We start from the raw sequence: 19,623 nt of genomic DNA, 5'->3' as shown, positions 1-19,623 counted from the left end.
ACCTACCCAAACCTATGACTACTATTACCCGCGACCACTGCCTGGCACTGGATCAAGCCGATACGCTTGCCAATTTACGCAATGAATTCAAGCTCCCCGCAGGCACCATCTACCTGGACGGAAACTCGCTGGGCGCAATGCCCAGGAGTTCGCAAACCCGTGCGCTGGAAGTTATCACCCAAGAATGGGGCAATGATCTGATCAAGAGCTGGAACCTGGCGGGCTGGTTTGATTTGCCTTCACGCCTGGGCAATTTGCTGGCGCCATTGATCGGCGCCGCAGACAATGAAGTGGTGGTTACCGACTCTACCTCGGTCAATCTGTTCAAGGCGCTGGCAGCCGGTCTGCAAATACAGGCGGACAAGGCGGAAACCGCACAGCGCAAGGTCATCGTCACCGAACGCAGCAACTTCCCTACCGATATCTATATGGCAGAAGGCCTGACTCGCTGGCTGGACCGCGGTTACATACTTAGGCTGGTAGATACGCCGCAAGAACTGGCAACAGCAATCGATGCTGATACTGCTCTGGTCATGCTCACGCATGTGAATTACCGTAACGGCTATCTGCACGATATGCAGGCAATCACGCAGCATGCGCATCAACAGGGTGCGCTGATATTGTGGGATCTGGCGCATTCTGCCGGCGCCTTGCCGGTATCGCTGAATGAAGCCGGAGCCGACTTTGCAGTCGGCTGCACTTATAAATACTTGAACGGCGGCCCCGGTTCGCCGGCATTTATCTGGGTTGCGCCTCGCCACCAGCAGGCATTCCAGCATCCGCTGTCCGGCTGGTGGGGACATGCGTCACCGTTTGCCATGCAGCCCTCGTTTGAAGGCACTCCCGGCATACGCCGCGCATTATGCGGCACCCAGCCCATCGTCTCGCTGGCGATGGTGGAATGCGGCCTGGAGATATTTGCCAAAACCAGCATGCAGGCATTGCGCCAGAAGTCACTGGCGCTGACCGACCTGTTCATCCAGCTGGTAGAGCAGCGTTGTACGCAGCATCCGCTGGAACTGGTCACGCCACGCAAGCATGCGCAACGCGGCAGCCAGGTCAGCTTCCATCACCAGCATGGCTACGCGATCATGCAATCGCTGATTGCTCGCGGCGTCATCGGCGACTATCGCGAACCCGGCATCATGCGCTTCGGCTTCACGCCTTTGTACGTGGGCTTTGCAGATGTGTGGGATGCTGTGGAAATACTGCGCGATATCCTGGACACCAAGGATTACGCCTTGAATGCCACGCGCCACGCAGTGACTTGATTGCTACAATAAAGAACAACACCATGAATACCGAAAACAAAAACCAATGCCCGGACGAAAGCGCCGGCGAACAAAAATGCCCTGTGCAGTGGCATGACGCCAAAATGGATTTCAGCGATGCGATGAGCTACGGCGATTATCTGGGCTTGAACCAGATATTGAATGCGCAGCATCCCCGCTCGCCCAACCACAATGAAATGCTGTTCATCGTGCAGCACCAGACCAGCGAATTGTGGATCAAGCTGATGCTGCATGAATTACATGCAGTGCGCAAACAATTGCATAGCGGTGATTTGCCGCCTGCGTTCAAGATGCTGTCACGCGTCGCCCGCATCATGGATCAACTGGTGCATGCCTGGGATGTGCTGGCCACCATGACCCCAAGCGAATATACGGCGATCCGCCCTTACCTGGGCAATTCTTCCGGTTTCCAGTCACATCAATACCGAGAACTGGAATTTATATTGGGCAACAAGAATCCGGCTTTGCTCAGCGTGCACCAGACCAATCCCCAGGCGCATGCGATTCTCGATGCAACCCTGCGCGCGCCGTCCATTTACGACGAAGCGATCATGCTGCTGGCACGCAGCGGCCTCGCCATCGACAGCGAACGGCTAAACCTGGACTGGACCCAGCCGGTTGCGGCCAATGAGTCGGTTAAGGCGGCATGGCTCAAGGTATATCAAGCTCCTGAGCAACATTGGGTGCTGTATGAACTGGCAGAAAAACTGGTCGATATGGAGACGGCATTTCGCATCTGGCGCTTCCGCCATGTGACGACGGTGGAGCGAATCATAGGATTCAAGACCGGAACCGGCGGCACTGCCGGTGTCAGCTATCTGCGCAAGATGCTGGATGTAGTGCTGTTTCCTGAGCTGTTCTCTTTGCGCACGGCGCTGTAATCGATACGATTTATACTTAATTAGCCCAAGAAGGCCAAGAAACGGCCTTCTTAGTGGGCTTACCACCACATCCCCCTTATAAACACGGTCAGGACTGCTAGAATAAAGAAAATGTATATTCCTTAATGGAAAAATGAATAGTAGCCTCATAACTAAAAATATTTCCGTGGAACAGCTGTGCATAGGCTTATATGTGCACCTTGATGTGGGTTGGCTTAATCACTCCTTCGCCCGCAACAGTTTCAAGATCAAAAGCGACAAGCAAATCAGTGCAATCAAGCAACTGGGATTGAAAACAGTCCGGGTGGAGCCTGCGCGCAGCGATTGCCGCCCCCTGCCCGTGAGCCAACATCCCGCAGAGCCTGTAGAAGCGATAGAGCCCAGCCCCGAAGAACTGGAACTGATTCATGCGAAAAGGGCCAGGATAGAAAAGCTGGTGGCAGAAAGCAGTGCCATCGCGCAGTGCGAAAAAGAATTCGAAAAAGCCGCGAATACGCTGAAGAATATCTCCCGCAATTTATTCTCGCGCCCGCAAGAGGCGCAAAGAGAGGCCGACCAGTTGATACAGCAAATGCTGGAGTCGCTGCTTGCCGATAAGGATATTGCGATTCACTTGATGAATGACAAGATCGCCGGCGAAGAAGCTTACTATCATTCGCTGAACGTATCGGTACTGGCCATGATGCTGGCCAAGGAACTGCACCTGTCCGAACCGGACATTAAAATGATAGGCGTTGCCTGCCTGTTTCACGACATAGGCAAGATAGAAATACCGGACAGGATAGTCAACAAGACCTTTGCACTCACCAAGGCCGAACAAAACCTGCTGCAGCAGCATTGCCAGTACGGCGTTGTGATTGCCGAGAAGCTCGGGCTGCCCAAGCAAGTGATCGATATCATCCAGCAGCATCACGAATACGCTGACGGCAGCGGCTATCCGAACCGGCTGACATCCGGCCAGATGTCGCCATTGGCTCGTATCGTCTCGGTCGTCAATGCTTACGACAACCACTGCAATCGTCCAAATCCGGCAGATTCGCTAACACCTTACGAGGCGCTGGCTTTCATGTTCAAGCAGCAGCGCAAGCTGTTTGAGCCGGCAGCGCTGGACATGTTCATCCATTGCCTGGGAGTCTACCCGCCCGGGACCATCGTCCAGCTATCGGATGCCACGCTGGGGATGGTCATGTCCATCAATTCCGGCAAGCCTCTGCGCCCCAGCGTCTTGATTTACGACCCTGAGATACCCAAAAACGAGGCCATCATCCTGGATCTAAGCAAGGAAACAGACCTGGAGGTAGCCGCCAGCCTGAGGCCCAAGCAGCTCGCGCCCGAGGTCTATGAATACCTGAGCCCACGCAAGCGCATGTCGTACTTCATGGATACGCAGCGGACAGGCAATAAAATCCGTTCCTGATCAGACGATAAGCAGGCTAAGCTTTTTCCGGCGGCTACACAGTCGCTGGTCTTGTCAAAATCTACAGGCATTCACTCACCTCACCAAGGTTTGCCCCATTTGACACAGCCACTTGTCCTTTTTGGCTGAAATTGATGTAATCTTGAGACGAAGTTTCCTGCTAACCAGGACTCTGCTCGCCCTTAGGAGGGCGGCAGGGTACGATACACAGCCATACTGCATATCCATTCATCCTTCGCAAAGAGAATAGGTGACCCGATGACCGTGCCAGGAATTCAGGATGACCCAGAGAGCAGAGGCGTGAGCAAAGCCGTACCTGTCGTGTTTGGCGGCGCACAGCCGTGGCTTCCTTATCGAAGCTGGTTCGGATTACGGGAAAAGTTGGTCATGCTGGTACTAGGAGTGGCAATGATCAGCATGCTGTCCGCCGCAGGCGCCTTCCTGTTTGTCAGCCAGCGCTACATGGAAACGTCCATCGAGTCCCATCTTGCCTCCGTCGCGCGTCTGCACGCGCAGCGCATTGATGAATTCATGAACTTCCTGACCTCTGAATTGAGGCTTATCAGTAGTAGAACACCGCTGCGCAAGGCAGTCACGGATTATGTTGACCGCCGGGATAACGCGGCGCTGGACCAGATCAACTCTATCCTGTCAGACGCCAAGCGCTCCGTCTCTTCTTTCGAAAATTTACTGCTATACGGCATAGACGGAAAATTGATTACGTCTATCTCGGCACTGAGCCTGGAATCGCAGCAACTGGACAGCGGCATGCGCGACAAGCTGCTCAGTAATTATCAGGTGACATCGACCATCATCGGTGCGGAAGGACGGCGCGTGATCCAGGTCGGCGGCCCCATGATGGACGGTAATCGCGCGATCGGCATCCTGGTCGTCCTGACCAGCATGGAACCGCTGAGAGCCGCCTCCAGCGGCAGTGGCGGCTGGGTTTCCGAAGAACTGATCATTACCGAAGCCGACGCCAAGGGCCATGACAAGGCCATCACTCCATTGCGCTTTGCAATGGCAGAGGATGTACCGCCGTTGACGCTGACCCAGATCAAGGAGCAGGACAAGATCAAGTCCGACGAACGGAATCTGCTATCCGGCAAGGACTATAGAGGCGTGGCTGTGCTCGCCTCTACCCAGATGCTGAAAAATCCGGCATGGACCATCATGGTCAAGATAGACCAGGATGATGCCTTCCGCCCAATACGCGACCAGAGGGACTTGTGGCTGGCGATGATGCTGCTGGTACTGGTGCTGGTCGCCATCATCGGCGTTTGGCTGTCCAGCTACTTTACTATGCCTATCCTCGGGCTGGCCGAAGTCGCAGTGATGATCGCCAGCGGCGATTTCAAGCGCCGCATGCAGCATTTCTCGCGCGATGAACTGGGCATGTTGTCGTATTCCGTCAACCGCATGGCAGACAAATTGGTGGACGTCAGCGCAGAGCTGGAAACGCAGCTGCGCCTGCAGCATGAACGCGCAGACAGACTGAACGACCAATTGATTCATGCCAACAATGAATTGCACTGGCTATCCCGCACCGATTCGCTGACCAAGCTGTTCAACCGCCGTACGCTGGAAGAAACACTGGAAAATGAATGGCTACGGGCAATACGTACCGGCCATTCGCTGGCCGCCATCATGCTGGACCTGGATTTTTTCAAGAGCATCAACGACATCTCCGGCCATGCCAGTGGTGATGAATGCCTGCGCCGGGTGGGATCGGTATTGAAAGAAACCGTACAGCGCAGCGGCGATTTTGTCGCGCGCTATGGCGGTGAAGAATTCGTGATCCTGGTCATTGATGCCAATATTGAGCACGCCTGCACCTTTGCCGAGCGCATACGCACCCGCCTCGCCGAAGAAGCCATACCGCATCCATCTTCCGATCTGGCGCCGGTCGTGACTGCCAGCATGGGTATCACTGCGATGATACCCAGCAACGATCGCTCCCCGCAAGAATTGCTTGACCTGGCGGACCGGGCGCTTTACCTGGCAAAAGCAAGGGGACGTAACCGGATAGAAACAGTCGGCCCGGATCAGACATAAATCCGGCAATTCCTGCGGGGATATGCGCGCTATCCCACATAAACAATATTCGCACCGCGTTAAGCTGCCTGTATTTACACAGGGAGTAGCGATCATGACGCAAGTGAAAAAGCAGGCAACCCCATCTTCCGCCAATCCAAAAGATGCGAGCAACAGCACCCATATCAATACCGATGAGAAAGTCGTGAACGACGGAGAAAAGCGCCTGCCCCATGAGCGGGATCAGTCGCCGGATGCGCAGTCAATACAACCGAAGAAAGTCATGCAGCAAGCCAAGGCAGACCTGGACGCAGGACAAGTAGACACCGATATGCACGGTGAGCGCGGAGTAGAAAAAGTAAGCGGCAAAAATCCACGCCAGTAGCTGCGAAGATTTTTGACGGCGTGGGGGCTGAATAGCCCCCACGCCCCAACGTCAGAATGCGGCGATGCCGGTCTGTGCGCGCCCCAGTATCAGCGCATGGATGTCATGCGTGCCTTCATAGGTATTGACCACTTCCAGATTCACCAGATGGCGGGCAATGCCGAACTCATCGGAGATGCCGTTACCGCCCAGCATATCGCGCGCGGTACGCGCGATGTCCAGAGATTTGCCGCAGGAATTGCGCTTCATGATGGAAGTAATTTCCACTGAAGCCGTGCCCTCGTCCTTCATGCGCCCCAGGCGCAGGCAGCCCTGCAATCCCAGGGTTATTTCGGTCTGCATGTCGGCCAGTTTCTTTTGCACCAGTTGATTCGCCGCCAGCGGCTTGCCGAACTGCATCCTGTCCATTGTGTATTGACGTGCGGTATGCCAGCAGAATTCGGCTGCTCCCAAGGCACCCCAGGCAATGCCGTAACGAGCGGAATTCAGGCAAGTGAATGGACCTTTCAGACCTTCCACTTTGGGCATCAGGTTTTCTTCCGGCACGAAAACTTCGTCCATCACGATTTCACCGGTAATTGATGCGCGCAAGCCTACCTTGCCGTGTATCGCCGGCGCCGACAGGCCCTTCCATCCCTTTTCCAGGATAAAGCCGCGGATGCGGCCATCGTCGGTCTTGGCCCACACCACAAACACATCGGCAATCGGGCTATTGGTAATCCACATCTTGGCGCCGCTCAGCGCATAGCCGCCGGGCACCGTCTTGGCACGGGTTACCATGCTGCCAGGATCGGAGCCGTGATTAGGCTCGGTCAGGCCAAAGCAGCCTATCCATTCACCGCTAGCCAGCTTGGGCAGGTACTTCTGTTTCTGGGCCTCGCTGCCAAACTCATTGATGGGCACCATCACCAGCGAGCTCTGTACGCTCATCATCGAGCGGTAACCGGAATCCACGCGCTCCACTTCACGCGCAATCAAGCCGTAGCACACATAACTGAGCCCGGCACCGCCATATTCGGTAGGGATGGTTGAGCCCAGCAGACCCAGTTCACCCATTTCACGGAAAATGGAAGGGTCGGTTTTTTCATGGCGGAAAGCTTCCAGTACGCGCGGGGACAGTTTCTCTTCGCAATAAACACGCGCAGCCTCTTGCACCATGCGCTCGTCTTCGCTCAACTGGGTTGACAATAACAAGGGATCTTCCCAATGAAATACAGCTTTTGCCATCTGATTCTCCTGATTTATACGCAGCGGCGCTTAGCCCTGCTGATGTTTTAGTGATAATTCTAATTGCGCCCTGCGTGACAACCACAGGCTGGGGCGATACCGCGGATCTCCGGTATATGCCAGCATATTCTGCAATATCGTCAGTATACGCGATGCGCCGAGCTTGTCGCCCCATGCCAGAGGTCCAAACGGATAGGCAAGGCCCAGTTCCACCGCCCTGTCCAGATCATCCGGCGTACAAATACCTTGTTGCACTATATCGCAACCGATATTGACGACGCATGCCAAGATCCTCTGCGTGACAAAACCTGGGCTATCCTGGATCAGGCTTACACCCTGCCCGCTTTGCAACAACAGGGCGCGCGCCTGCTGGGCAATAGCGGTATCCGTCGCAGGATTGCTCATCAGGCTCAAGTGCCCCTGACAATCAAACAGGCTATCTATGCCCAGCGTGCGGCGCGCATCCAGCTTTTGCCTGACGACACAAGTGCTGACATCTTCACCCAGGGGGGCGACAAGGCATAGCGAATCTGCCGAGGGTTCGGGCGTGTTTTCTATATTGGCGCCGCAACGTTCTAGCAAGGCACGCACCGAAGCGGCGGCCTCAGGATTCTCCGGGCTGATCCAGATCCAGCCAGTCCACGGCTGCGCACCGGCAATGGCGTCGGCAGCATCAGCCTGAGGCACGGTCTGCGCTCCATCCGTGTAATCATAAAAGCCGCGGCCTGTCTTGCGCCCCAGCACGCCGCCCTGCAACCTTTGCGCAGTGATCACGCTAGGGCGGTAACGCGGCTCCTGGTAATACTGCTGGTAGATGGATTCCATTACCGGATGCGATACGTCCAGGCCGGTCAAGTCCAGCAGCTCAAACGGACCGAGCCGAAATCCTGCGGCTTCACGCATGATGGCATCGATAACAGGGAAGGCGGCGACGCCTTCCTGCAACACGCGTAAGGCCTCGGTGCCGTAAGCCCGGCCCGCATGATTGACGATGAAGCCCGGCGTATCCTTGGTGATCACCGGCCTGTGTCCGGTCTGATGGGTAAATGCCACCAGCCGCTGAACTACTTCCGACCTGGTACGCAAACCGGCTATCACTTCAGCCACTTTCATCAGCGGCACAGGATTGAAGAAATGCAGGCCGGCGACGCGCTCAGGCATCGCCGCACCTGCTGCAATTGCAGTCACCGAGAGCGACGATGTATTGGTTGCCAATATGCACCCGGCGCTGACAATAGCCTCCAGTTGCCGGAACAGATCGCGCTTTACATCCAGTCTTTCGACGATGGCTTCAATCACGATTTCGCAATCCGCCATTGCATCCATCGCAGTGACCACTTGCAGTTGCTGTTTTGCAGAGTGGAATTGCTGCTCGGTCAGCTTGCCCTTCTGCTGCAATTTTTCCCACTGCGCCAGTACTGCCTTACGGGCATTCTCGGCAGCATCTGCCTGCACGTCGAATAGCTTGACCTGCATCCCTGCTTGGGCCGCAATTTGCGCGATACCGCGCCCCATGGCTCCCGCCCCTATCACTCCGATAACGCCTATGCTGCCGTGAACTTCGGCTACCGCTGACACTGCTGGCAATTTCCGCTCCTTATTGGTAAATCATCTATATCCATCTAGTCCGGCACGATGGCTGTCACCTCTATCTCTACACGCGCCTGGTCTTCTATCAGGTCTGAGACCTGCACTGCAGTCATCGTAGGGTAATGGCGGCCTATGATGTCGCGATAAGCCTGTCCGATATCCTTGTATGCCGCTACGTATTCCTTCTTGTCCAGCACATACCAGGTCATGCGCACGATGTGCTCAGGGCCGGCATCGGCTTGCGCCAGCACTTCAACGATATTCTGCAATGCCTGCCTCACCTGGCCGGCAAAGTCGCCGGCTGGAAATTGCTGTTGCGCATCCCACCCTATCATACCGCTAACGCAGACAGTTCGCCCGCGGGCGGCTATTCCGTTCGCATATCCCTTGGGACGCACCCATCCCGGCGGCTGTAAAAATTCCATCTTGTTCCTCTCGCTGTATTCTCTTGAATTTCCGCGCATTGTTGCAAAGATCTGCACTAACAAGCTATGTTGCCTTCAATATTTCCCTGGCAATGATTAGCTGCTGCACTTCGCTGGCACCCTCGTAAATACGCAAGGCGCGGATTTCGCGGTAAAGCCTTTCTACCGGGACTTCGCTCACCACACCCATGCCGCCGAAGATTTGCACTGCCGCGTCTATCACTTGCTGCGCCGTTTCCGTTGCGACCAATTTGGCCATTGCCGCTTCCTTGGTCACGCGTTCGCCCTGATCCCGCTGCCATGCTGCGCGGTAGGTGAGCAAGGCAGATGAATCTATGCCCGTTGCCATCTGCGCCAGTTTGGCCTGAGTCAGTTGAAAATCAGCCAGGACCTGGCCGAACATCTTGCGCGAACTGGCCCTTTGCAGAGCCTCATCCATCGCACGCCTAGCGAATCCCAGCGACGCTGCCGCAACCGATGTACGGAACACATCCAGCGTTGCCATTGCCACCTTGAAGCCCTGGCCAGCCTCCCCCACCATTTTGGCGGCGGGAATGCGGCAATTACTGAAGCGCAGGCGTGCCAGCGGATGCGGCGCAATCACGTCAATGCGCTCAGCAATCTCCAGGCCTGGCGCATCCGCATCCACGATAAAAGCGGAAATCCCCCTTGCTCCCGGCGCTTCGCCGGTGCGCGCAAACAACACATAGAAGTCGGCAATTCCACCATTGGAGATCCAGGTTTTTTCGCCATTCAATACATAATGGCCGCCATCTGCACCGGATACAAAGCTCGCCGAGCACTGCATCGCCGCCACGTCGGATCCCGCATCCGGCTCCGATAATGCAAATGCGGCAATCGCCTCGCCGCGCGCCACGCGCCCCAGATAAGCCTGTTTCTGCGCCTCGCTGCCAAACAGGCTGATCGCACCGGAACCCAGGCCCTGCATCGCAAATGCAAAGTCCGCCAGGCCCGAGTGGCGTGCCAGCGTTTCGCGTATCAGGCAAATCGTGCGCGTATCTATCACGTCCTGCGCACCACCATGGCCCCGGCCTGCTACTGCATGCCGCAACCAGCCGGCCTGCCCCAGTTGCCGCACCAGACCACGGCAGGCCTGATCGACATCAGGTGCATGTTCCTGCGAGATGTGCTGGCTAGCCCATGCGTCCAGTTCGCTCTCCAGTTGCAGATGGTTTCCGGCAAAAAACGGCCAGCGCAAATAAGCCTTATCAGACATTGCTTCAGTCTCCTTCAAATACCGGTTTTTGCTTGCCGGCGAAAGCGTGGTAAGCCCGGTGAAAGTCATTGGTCATCATGCAGATGGCTTGCGCCTGCGCTTCCGCTTCTATCGCTTCATCGACGCCCATATTCCATTCCTGCTGCAGCATCTTCTTGGTCATGCCGTGCGCAAAGCTGGGGCCATCGGCCAGATCCCTGGCGTAGGCCTGTGCATCCGCCAGCACTTGCTCAGGGCTGCTGAGGCGATTGAAGAAGCCCCAGCGCTCGCCCTCTTCGCCTGACATGGCGCGGCCGCTATACAGCAAATCGGCGGCGCGCCCCTGGCCGATTACACGCGGCAGCAAGGCGCACGCGCCCATATCGCAACCAGCCAGTCCCACTCTGGTAAACAGGAAAGCCGTCTTGCTGCGCGCTGTGCCGACGCGGATGTCGGAAGACAGAGCCAGGATCGCGCCGGCACCTGCGCAAATGCCATCCACAGCAGCAATCACCGGCTGCGGACACGCGCGCATCGCCTTGACTACATCACCGGTCATACGGGTAAAGGCCAGCAGACCGGGCATATCCAGCTTGGTCAGCGGGCCTATGATTTCGTGCACATCGCCGCCTGAGCAGAAATTTTCTCCGGCGCCGGTCACCACGATGGCCTTCACATCGCTGGCATAGGCCAGCGCGCGGAACAGCTCGCGCAATTCGGCATACGACTCGAAGGTCAAGGGATTCTTGCGCTCGGGACGACTCAGCGTGATGGTCGCAACCCCGTCTGCCGTTTCATACAAAAAATGTTGTGCCTGATAGGCCGACATGCTTGTGCGGTTGCCAGGCAATTGCTGCGACTGGCCTGATAAATACTTCATCGTCTTTATTCCTCTGTAATATGTACTTCACTCACATGATTTTTTACCTGTGACAGCAGCTCGAACAGTTCGCCCTTCTGGCCTGCCTGCAGCGCTGAAAACATTTCCGCTATCCACTCTTCGTGGACTGCCGCCATGCGCTTGAAAGCCTTACGGCCCGCAGCTGTCAGTTTGACGCTGTAGGCGCGCCTGTCCTTGGCATCGGCAACGCGCACCACCAACTTTTCATGCTCCAGCTGGTCAGTAATGCCGGTCACATTGCCGCCAGTTACCATCATCCGCTTGGACAGCTCCCCCATGCGCAGTCCATCCGGATGCCTTTCCAGTTGCGCCATCAAATCAAAACGCGGCAGCGTAACGCCGAACTCGGTGCGCAAGCGGCCACGTATCTGGTTTTCTATCAGCACAGTACAGGACAGCATGCGCAGCCACAGCTTCAAGGACTGGTGATGGTCCTTGGTCATCCTGCTTTCAAGGTCATACACCGGCTCTGTATCACCGGGAATTTCAGCATCTTTTTGCATGGAAGCATTTTTCATTTTTTTGCTCCGTTCACATCACTTCGCCGCCGGCCACGGCTACAGACTGGCCATTCATCGCGGATGCCCCCGGCATGCATAGCCAGACCACCGCATCAGCCACTTCAACCGGTTGCACCAGGCGCTTCTGCGGGTTATTGGCCGATAATTCCGCAAGCGCCTGCTCCTCGCTGCGGCCCGTCTTGCTGACAATATTGGCGATCGCCTCGCGCACGATATCGGTTTCGGTATAACCAGGACAAACAGCATTGACCGTCACCCCTTTGGTCGCAACCTCCAGCGCCAGCGAGCGCGTCAGGCCGATCACACCGTGCTTGGCCGCGCAGTAAGCGGCGACATAGGCATAGCCGCTGAGGCCCGCGGTGCTGGATATATTCACAATACGCCCCCAGCCCGCCTTCAGCATTGCAGGCAATACCTGTTGGGTACAATGAAAGGTGCCAGTCAGGTTGACGGCCAGCATATGCTGCCATAGTTGAGCATCCGTCTTATGGAAAGGCGCCGACTGGGCCTGTCCCGCATTGTTGACCAGAATATCGATGCGCCCGAGCCGCTTGCTTGCCTGCTCAAAAGCCTGCTGCACAGAACCTTCGTCGGTGACGTCCAGCGTTACGTAGTTCACCTCCCCCATCTGTAGCAAACGCCTGACTGCATTTTGCAAATGGGCTTCATCGCGTCCAGCAATCGTTACCCTGGCGCCCTGCAACAGCAAGCCGGCGGCGATAGCCTCGCCTATTCCACGACCTCCGCCAGTGACCAGCGCATGCTTGCCATGCAGGTTCTTCATGTTCTCAGCCATCTCAGCCTTCCAATAGTTTTGCTGCAATCTGCTGCGGCGTCAGCCCGCCGTTGGCAGCCGCCAGTTGCCGCTCACGTTCAAGGTTGCGTTCCAGTTGTGCTTTGCCGGCAACATACTGCTTGGGCCATGGCATGTCGTCGTAACCCAACTTGGCTGCCTCATTCAAGGTCCAAGCAGGATTCGCCAGATGCGGCCTGGCAATCGCGCACAGATCGGCGCGGCCGGCCGCAATGATGCTATTGGCGTGGTCAGCCTCGTAGATGGAACCGACCGCTATCGTCGGTATTTTCGCTTCATTGCGGATGCGGTCTGAAAACGGAGTCTGGAACATACGGCCAAAGACCGGCTTCTCTTGCTTGCTGACCTGGCCGGATGAACAATCGATCATGTCCGCGCCTGCCTGCTCGAACAGACGGGCGATCTCTACCGCGTCGTCCGGTATAATGCCGCCCTCAACCCAGTCATGTGCGGAGATACGCACGCTGATGGGCTTGTCATTTGGCCAGACCGCCCGTATTGCATTAAAAATACGCAAGGGAAAGCGGCAGCGATTTTCCAGGGAACCGCCAAACTCGTCATTCCTGTGATTGGTCAGCGGCGAAATAAAGCTGGACAACAGGTAGCCATGCGCGCAATGCAATTCCAGCCAATCGAACCCGGCCTTGGCCGCTTCCAGCGTCGCCCGCACAAAGTCTGCGGTAATCCGGTTCATGTCGGCCAATGTGGCCGCACGCGCTACTTGCGACACACCTTTAAGATATTGCTGCTCCGACGCCGAAACCAGCGGCCAGTTGCCGCTTTCCAAGGGCTGGTCTATGCCATCCCACGCGCTGCGGGTTGATCCCTTGGCACCCGCATGGCCGAGTTGTACCGCTATCTTGGCATCGGTATTGGCATGCACAAAATCCACGATGCGCTTCCATGCCTGCGTATGCTCGGGTGAATACAGGCCGGGACAAGCCGGCGTGATCCGTGCATCGGCAGAAACGCAGGTCATCTCGGCAAATACCATGGCTGCGCCGCCCATCGCGCGGCTGCCCAGATGCACCAGATGATAGTCGCCGGCGACGCCGTCTTGTGCAGAATATTGCGCCATAGGCGAAACCACAATGCGGTTTTTCAGCACTACATTGCGGAGTTTGTAGGGCGTCAGCATGGGAGGAATCGCGGCATCGCCCGGTGGCAACTCGACACCCGCCTGCCGGTAAGCGCGTTCGGTAATCCACCGCTCAAAACTGCGCACGTAAGACGCATCCCTGACGCGCAGGTTTTCGTGCGACAGGCGCTGACTGCGGGTCAGCATCGAGTAGGCGAACTGCGGCGCTTCCAGTGCGGTATAGCGTGTTACGTTTTCAAACCATTCCATGGAATTGCGCGCAGCGCTCTGTATCTTGAGAACCTCGACCGAGCGTGAGCGCTGATAAGCCTCCAGCACTGCTGGCATATTCGATATATATGGCTGACCGCTTCCACCAAACCGCTTGAAGCAGTTGGCCAGTTCTATGGCGTCCTCCAGCGCCAGCTTGGTGCCGGAGCCTATAGAGAAATGCGCGGTGTGAGCAGCATCCCCCATCAACACTACCGGTACTTGCCTGCCATCCAGCGTATTCCAATGCACCCAGTTTTTGCATATTATGCGGGGAAACTTGATCCAGTTTGCAGCCCCCCGCAAATGCGTGGCATTGCTCATCAATGCATTTCCATCCAGGTATTTGGCAAATATTTTTTCGCAGAAGGCGATCGCCTGCTCCTGGTCCATTTTGTCTATGCCGGCCTTCAGCCATACTTCTTCAGGTGTTTCGACGATGAAGGTGGCGGTATCGCCGTCATATTGGTAGGCATGGGCCTGGAACCAGCCGAATTCAGTTTCTTCAAAGGCAAAAGTAAACGCTGGGAACAGCTTGCGGGTACCCAGCCAGACAAAACGGCATTTGCGGGTATCCACATCCGGCGCATAGGTGCTCTGGTAGCGGCTGCGCACGCGGCTGTTCAAACCGTCGCAGGCGATCACCAAGTCGGCATCATATTCGCGGGCCAGGGCCTGGTCGTCATTGGCATCGGTCTCAAATACAAGGCGAACGCCAAGTTCCTCGCAGCGCTGCTGCAGGATGTTCAGCAGACGTTTGCGGCCTATGCCGCAAAAACCGTGGCCACCGGAAGTCACCACCTGCCCTTTGAAATGGGTATCGATGTCATCCCAATGATTGAAGGACTGCAAGATGGAGCGCGCTGTCTCATCGTCTGCATTCACCAGATTGCCCAGGGTCTGGTCGGAAAAGACAACGCCCCAGCCGAAAGTATCGTAGGGCTTATTCCGTTCTATGATCGTGATTTCATGTGCCGGATCCTGCTTTTTCATCAGCAAGCCAAAATACAAACCGGCGGGGCCGCCGCCTATACAAATTATTTTCATGTTCTCTACTTTCCGCTATCCGGCTCGCGCAGCTTGTAGCGCTGTAACTTCCCGGTTTCTGTGCGCGGCAATGAAGCCTGGAATACCACGGCGCGGGGATACTTATATGGCGCAATGCTCTCCTTGACCAGGCACTGCAACTCCTTGACCAGTTCATCCGAAGCCTGCACCGCAGGCTTCAATACGACGAAGGCCTTGACGATCTGTCCGCGTTCTTCATCCGGCCAGCCCACCACCCCACATTCGGCAACCGCCGCGTGTGTCAGCAACACTTCTTCCACCTCCGGACCCGCAATGTTATAGCCGGCCGACACTATCATGTCATCGGTGCGCGCCCGGTAATAGAAGTAGCCATCCACGTCCATTTCATACGCGTCACCGGTCAAATTCCATCCGTCCTGGATATAGTTCTTTTGGCGGGCATCTGCGAGGTAACGGCAACCGGTCGGACCTTTTACCGCTAGGCGCCCAATGGCGCCAGCTGGGAGCTGCTTCCCCTGCTCGTCCAGAATGCAGGCCTGATAACCGGGCACCACCTTGCCGGTTGCCCCTGCCCTGGCCTCGTCGCCGGACGCGGAGATAAAGATGTGCAGCATTTCGGTGGCGCCTATGCCGTCTATCATGATGAGGCCGGTGGCCTGTTGCCATGCCAGCCGGGTAGACGCGGGCAGGACTTCGCCGGCCGACACTGCCTTTTTCAGGCTGGACAGATCAAAACTTCCGGCCAGCGATGTCATTTGCCGGTAAAAGGTAGGGGCAGTGAAACAGACGCTGGCACGAAACTCGGAGATCGCCTTCAACAGGCTTTCCGGGTTCAATTTTTCCAGCAACACCGTCGTGGCGCCGACTCTCAAAGGAAACAGCAGCAATCCTCCCAGGCCAAAGGTAAACGCCAGCGGCGGCGTTCCAATAAAGATATCGCTGCTTTCCGAATGCAGTACGGAACAAGGAAAACAATCGCAGATTGCCAGCACATCGCGGTGAAAGTGCATCGTCCCCTTGGGAATGCCGGTAGTGCCTGAAGTGAAGCTGATCAGGCAGACATCTTCGGCGGCAGTATCCACTGCCTCAAAATGTGCCGGCTGGCTCTTCATCATTGCTTCCAGCCCCGCAGTATCTTCGGGCGCTGAGTGGAAGTAGACTAGCTGCTTCAGCACGCTACAGCTGGCAGCGGCCACCTGCATTTCATCCTTGAGCGCAGACGAACACAGCGCTGCGCTCACCTGCGCTTTATCGATAATCGTCGTGAGCTCTTTCGCGCGCAGCAAAGGCATGGTGGGTACGACGATGCAGCCCGCCTTGAAAACCGCCAGCGTACAGGCCGCCATAATGGGATTGTTCGCTCCGCGCAGTAGCACGCGATTCCCGGGCACCAGACCCATCTCTTCTTTCAGCACATGAGCGATGCGATTCACCTGCTCCAGCAAAAAGGCATAGGTCCAAGTCTCCTGATAAGTGACTATCGCAGGCTTGTCGCCATGCAGCTCCGCATTTTGTTCCAGCAGTTCAGTTGCGCAGTTGAGCCTTTCCGGATATTGCAGCTCGGGCACCGGAAAAATCATCTCCGGCCATAGCTCCGGCGGCGGCAGATGGTCGGCTGCAAAGGTATCCAGATGAGCACTACCGGTATCAAGCAGTGGGGGCATTTTTTCTCCGATCAAGTTGCCAAAACATCACAATCAGACCAAAATATACTTTAAACCTAAAATATTTATAGGTAAAGCAAATTTTGGCAGAAATGAAAAACGATAGACGATGCAGAGAGGGATGGAGAGAAAAATGCGGGGGTAGGGAAAAGCAGAGGAATGACTTGGGAGCCCGTGCAGCTATGGGTATTGCAGACTCTTGGCCGGCTTGCAGAGGAAGAATCTTGGAGATGAAACGAACGGAATGCTACAGATGAAAACGCAGGATATACCGGCCCCGCATGAGTTGCGACTGCAGGCCAGGCCCTGCGGTCACTACTCATGAATGCTTACTGTCGGCACATCCTGCCTGAAACTTATTTTTTACCGGAATTTATTTCAACCCGCTTTTCGTTGATGTGTATCTGTGCCGGCGATTCCTTGATGCTGTAGCTATCAGGAACCGTAAATAGTGCGCTACTCGGCTCGCCGCGCTTCAGATTTGCCAGGCGATAAATCAGGTCGCCCGTGCGTGGATCGCTGTGCTTGGAATACACGGTGACCTGCAGTTCAGGCGAGTACCAGGTTTCAGTTGACACAGTGATCGGGTTCTTGTTACCGATCTGCCCGGCTGGGATGGAATAGGAGCTCATTTTCCCCTCCGCCTTGATGCCGTCAAAGTCCTTGCTGCCGAGATCTTTTTTTGTCGATTTCGAAGACATGCCGGCATCACCGAAGGCGTTGTATATCGGCCCCATGCGCACCATTTCGCCGAGGCTGGCGCCCATGGTGTTCAGGGAAGATAAATTAGCTGCCAGTTTTTCTTCCTTATCTGCGTTCAGACGGATAACTTTCACCCTCACCTCTTCCCGCACATCCTTGCCATCCGGCCCCTTGGCCGCATCCTTGCCGGTATCGCTGCTCTTTTCACTACGCTTGACGATAATTTCCTGTCCGCCTCCTTCGCTCTGGGCAGCCGCCAGTTTTCCCTCTTTTCTCGCTATCTCCGCCTTGGCTCTCGCCACTTCTGCCTTGGCCTTGGCCTCCTCTATCCGGCGCGCGAAATCCTTATCCACGGATATTTTGAAGGCTGTCTTGCTGGACGGGTTGAGCATGTAGCGCGTACCCTCCACCGCGTCATTGATAATGACCTGTCGTACTTCACCCTTGCCGTCGCGGATTTCCTGCCGTGTGCGCCCCTGTGCGTCGCGATAAGACATTGTGCTGGTCTTGCTGCCGATCTGGTTTCCATCGGCCAGCGTCTGGATTCTTTCGGAAACGACTTCGGTGCTGTAAGGTGCGTTTTTCACTACCTTGCCGCCGGGCAGTAAGGGCGCGCTCGACAGCGCCTCCGACATTGCGGTAGAAACGATGGTTTCTATCTGCGTAGGACTAGGCACGTCTGCCAGCGCCGCCAGTTGTATCGGCGCAGCATCAAAGCTCCGGACCTCCAGCCTGCGGTCCATTATTCCCGGCGCACTCGCCGTCGAAACTTCATTAGTAACAACAGTAAAAGTTCCCTTGCGCAGTTCCAAGACTCCATTGGCTCCGTTAGCGCCATTAGCTGCGCCGTCTGCAGCGCTGGCCTGAGTAAAGCCAAAAGCGCCAAATGTGCCAAAAGCCGAGGTGATCAGCAGGGCAAGTAGGCTGACTGGTTTTTGCATGTCTTTCCTTCAGTAGTCAAAAAAATAAAATTCAATGTGGTGCAAGGCGCATCGCCAGCGGCTGGCCGGATTCGCTCAGCAACATTTGCGCATGTACCGGCTCATCGGCCATCTCCGGCGCCACCGGCAAACCCAACGAGGCCAGCCAGCTTCCGGGAACGTCTGCATCCACCAGGCGCGGTGCCGGCTCTCCCTCTATCCGCTCCAGCGAAGCAATCGCAATAAACGGCGTGCCAGTCTCGTCATTCAGCATCTGCCGGACTGCGGAAGTCGCCTCCATCGGTGTACGCACAGGCGAAATCATCATCGTGACCACCAACGCTGCAGTGCCGGCAATCGCACACGTGCTGGATATCCAGTGCCGTGAACGCTGGTACCAGGCCCTCAGAGGGCTTGGTACGGACGGAACACGCTGTGCCTGCACCGTATTGAATGCGGCCAGCAGCCTGCCTTCGAGATCAGCGGGAGCTTGCATTTCCTGCATTTGCTGCCGGAGCGCGTCGAAACCCACGTCCAGCGCATCAGCTTGTTTATCCGGTTTATCGTCATTCATGATCTTTTCCAGTTTTGGCGCTACTTCTGCAATGACCTGGCTAGCCTCTAGCCAGCCGTTCCACCGCGTACTGCAGAGTTGCCAGGCTCCAGATGGGCGAGTTTTTTCAACAACGCAGCACGTGCACGGGACAGGCGGGAGCGCACAGTCCCTATATCAATCTGGCAAATCTGCGCAATATCGACATAAGACATATCGTGCATTTCATACAGCACCACAACATCGCGGTAGTGCGGCGCCAGCGCCGCGAGCGCCTGCCTGACCTGCTCCGCTACCTGGTTGGAGAACAGTTGCCGGGCGGGTTCATCTTCTTCCATCCTGTCCTCGCTCGCCCACTCCTGGTCTTCGTCCTCATTCTCGGCATCTGCGCTGGTGGAGACAAAACGCCTGCGCGCCTCCTCCCGCTTCAAAATCAGATTGCGCGCCACACCGAACAGGAAGCTTTGTAAATTACCGCGCAAAGGGTCGAACTGATAAGAATCCGTCAACAGCCCCATGAACACATCCTGCACCACGTCCGCCGCCACATCGGCCGATGCCGCCCTCAGCAAGGCGTAGCGATAGAGCGGCGCCTGATGCTGCCGGTACAGGGTCTGGAAGGCGGCGGTGTTGCCGGCTCTCATTTCCCTCAGCAAATTATTGTCGTGAAGTGGATTGGTCAGGGACATAGTCTCAGCGTCTTT

General features: G+C 56.3%; 17 protein-coding genes. 5 read left to right on the top strand and 12 right to left on the bottom strand.

What is annotated here, in order from left to right:
• Positions 1–14 precede the first annotated feature (14 nt).
• The 5 genes from kynU to IEW12_RS28015 all read left to right on the top strand — a co-directional run bounded on the left by kynU (position 15) and on the right by IEW12_RS28015 (position 6,009).
• Positions 15–1,271, top strand: coding sequence for a kynureninase (gene kynU, locus IEW12_RS28035; RefSeq protein ID WP_188569454.1), 1,257 nt, complete (start codon positions 15–17; stop codon positions 1,269–1,271).
• Between the two features lie 104 nt (positions 1,272–1,375).
• The gene (kynA, locus tag IEW12_RS28030; protein WP_229751404.1) at positions 1,376–2,173 is read left to right on the top strand and encodes a tryptophan 2,3-dioxygenase; all 798 of its coding nucleotides are present in this window, start codon (positions 1,376–1,378) and stop codon (positions 2,171–2,173) included.
• 133 nt (positions 2,174–2,306) lie between these two features.
• Positions 2,307–3,590 carry an HD-GYP domain-containing protein gene (locus tag IEW12_RS28025; RefSeq protein WP_188569452.1) on the top strand — a complete coding sequence of 428 codons (1,284 nt, stop codon included), beginning with the start codon at positions 2,307–2,309 and terminating at the stop codon, positions 3,588–3,590.
• A 387-nt stretch (positions 3,591–3,977) separates the two neighbouring features.
• Entirely contained in the window at positions 3,978–5,645 is a 1,668-nt protein-coding gene (locus IEW12_RS28020) for a diguanylate cyclase (RefSeq protein WP_188569451.1), read from the top strand.
• 94 nt (positions 5,646–5,739) lie between these two features.
• Positions 5,740–6,009, top strand: a complete 270-nt coding sequence (locus IEW12_RS28015) for a hypothetical protein (RefSeq protein WP_229751403.1) — start codon at positions 5,740–5,742, stop codon at positions 6,007–6,009.
• A gap of 51 nt (positions 6,010–6,060) precedes the next feature.
• Here IEW12_RS28015 and IEW12_RS28010 read toward each other — a convergent pair whose 3' ends face one another.
• The 12 genes from IEW12_RS28010 to IEW12_RS27955 form a co-directional block, all read right to left on the bottom strand.
• Positions 6,061–7,236, bottom strand: a complete 1,176-nt coding sequence (locus IEW12_RS28010; protein ID WP_188569450.1) for an acyl-CoA dehydrogenase — start codon at positions 7,234–7,236, stop codon at positions 6,061–6,063.
• A 30-nt stretch (positions 7,237–7,266) separates the two neighbouring features.
• Entirely contained in the window at positions 7,267–8,814 is a 1,548-nt protein-coding gene (locus tag IEW12_RS28005; RefSeq protein WP_268237278.1) for a 3-hydroxyacyl-CoA dehydrogenase, read from the bottom strand.
• Positions 8,815–8,858: 44 nt separating this feature from the next.
• On the bottom strand, positions 8,859–9,251 hold the full coding sequence (locus IEW12_RS28000) for a RidA family protein (protein ID WP_188569449.1): 393 nt from the start codon (positions 9,249–9,251) through the stop codon (positions 8,859–8,861).
• Between the two features lie 64 nt (positions 9,252–9,315).
• Positions 9,316–10,488, bottom strand: coding sequence for an acyl-CoA dehydrogenase family protein (locus IEW12_RS27995; RefSeq protein WP_188569448.1), 1,173 nt, complete (start codon positions 10,486–10,488; stop codon positions 9,316–9,318).
• 4 nt (positions 10,489–10,492) lie between these two features.
• On the bottom strand, positions 10,493–11,347 hold the full coding sequence (locus IEW12_RS27990; protein ID WP_188569447.1) for an enoyl-CoA hydratase family protein: 855 nt from the start codon (positions 11,345–11,347) through the stop codon (positions 10,493–10,495).
• Positions 11,348–11,352: 5 nt separating this feature from the next.
• A complete protein-coding gene (locus IEW12_RS27985; RefSeq protein WP_188569446.1) occupies positions 11,353–11,886 on the bottom strand; it encodes a MarR family winged helix-turn-helix transcriptional regulator in 534 nt (177 codons plus the stop codon).
• Between the two features lie 13 nt (positions 11,887–11,899).
• On the bottom strand, positions 11,900–12,685 hold the full coding sequence (locus IEW12_RS27980) for an SDR family NAD(P)-dependent oxidoreductase (protein ID WP_188569445.1): 786 nt from the start codon (positions 12,683–12,685) through the stop codon (positions 11,900–11,902).
• A gap of 1 nt (position 12,686) precedes the next feature.
• Entirely contained in the window at positions 12,687–15,098 is a 2,412-nt protein-coding gene (locus IEW12_RS27975) for a bifunctional salicylyl-CoA 5-hydroxylase/oxidoreductase (RefSeq protein ID WP_188569444.1), read from the bottom strand.
• Between the two features lie 5 nt (positions 15,099–15,103).
• Complete coding sequence (locus tag IEW12_RS27970; protein WP_188569443.1) at positions 15,104–16,744, bottom strand: AMP-binding protein; 1,641 nt, start codon at positions 16,742–16,744, stop codon at positions 15,104–15,106.
• Positions 16,745–17,100: 356 nt separating this feature from the next.
• Entirely contained in the window at positions 17,101–18,387 is a 1,287-nt protein-coding gene (locus IEW12_RS27965) for a hypothetical protein (RefSeq protein WP_188569442.1), read from the bottom strand.
• A 31-nt stretch (positions 18,388–18,418) separates the two neighbouring features.
• Positions 18,419–18,940, bottom strand: coding sequence for a hypothetical protein (locus IEW12_RS27960; protein ID WP_188569441.1), 522 nt, complete (start codon positions 18,938–18,940; stop codon positions 18,419–18,421).
• Between the two features lie 47 nt (positions 18,941–18,987).
• On the bottom strand, positions 18,988–19,608 hold the full coding sequence (locus IEW12_RS27955; RefSeq protein ID WP_188569440.1) for an RNA polymerase sigma factor: 621 nt from the start codon (positions 19,606–19,608) through the stop codon (positions 18,988–18,990).
• Positions 19,609–19,623: the final 15 nt, after the last annotated feature.

The organism is Parundibacterium terreum (assembly GCF_014636315.1).
GTDB classification, from domain to species: domain Bacteria; phylum Pseudomonadota; class Gammaproteobacteria; order Burkholderiales; family Burkholderiaceae_D; genus Undibacterium; species Undibacterium terreum.
Note: the sequence above shows the minus strand (reverse complement) of the source record. Positions and strands in the feature narration are given on the sequence as shown.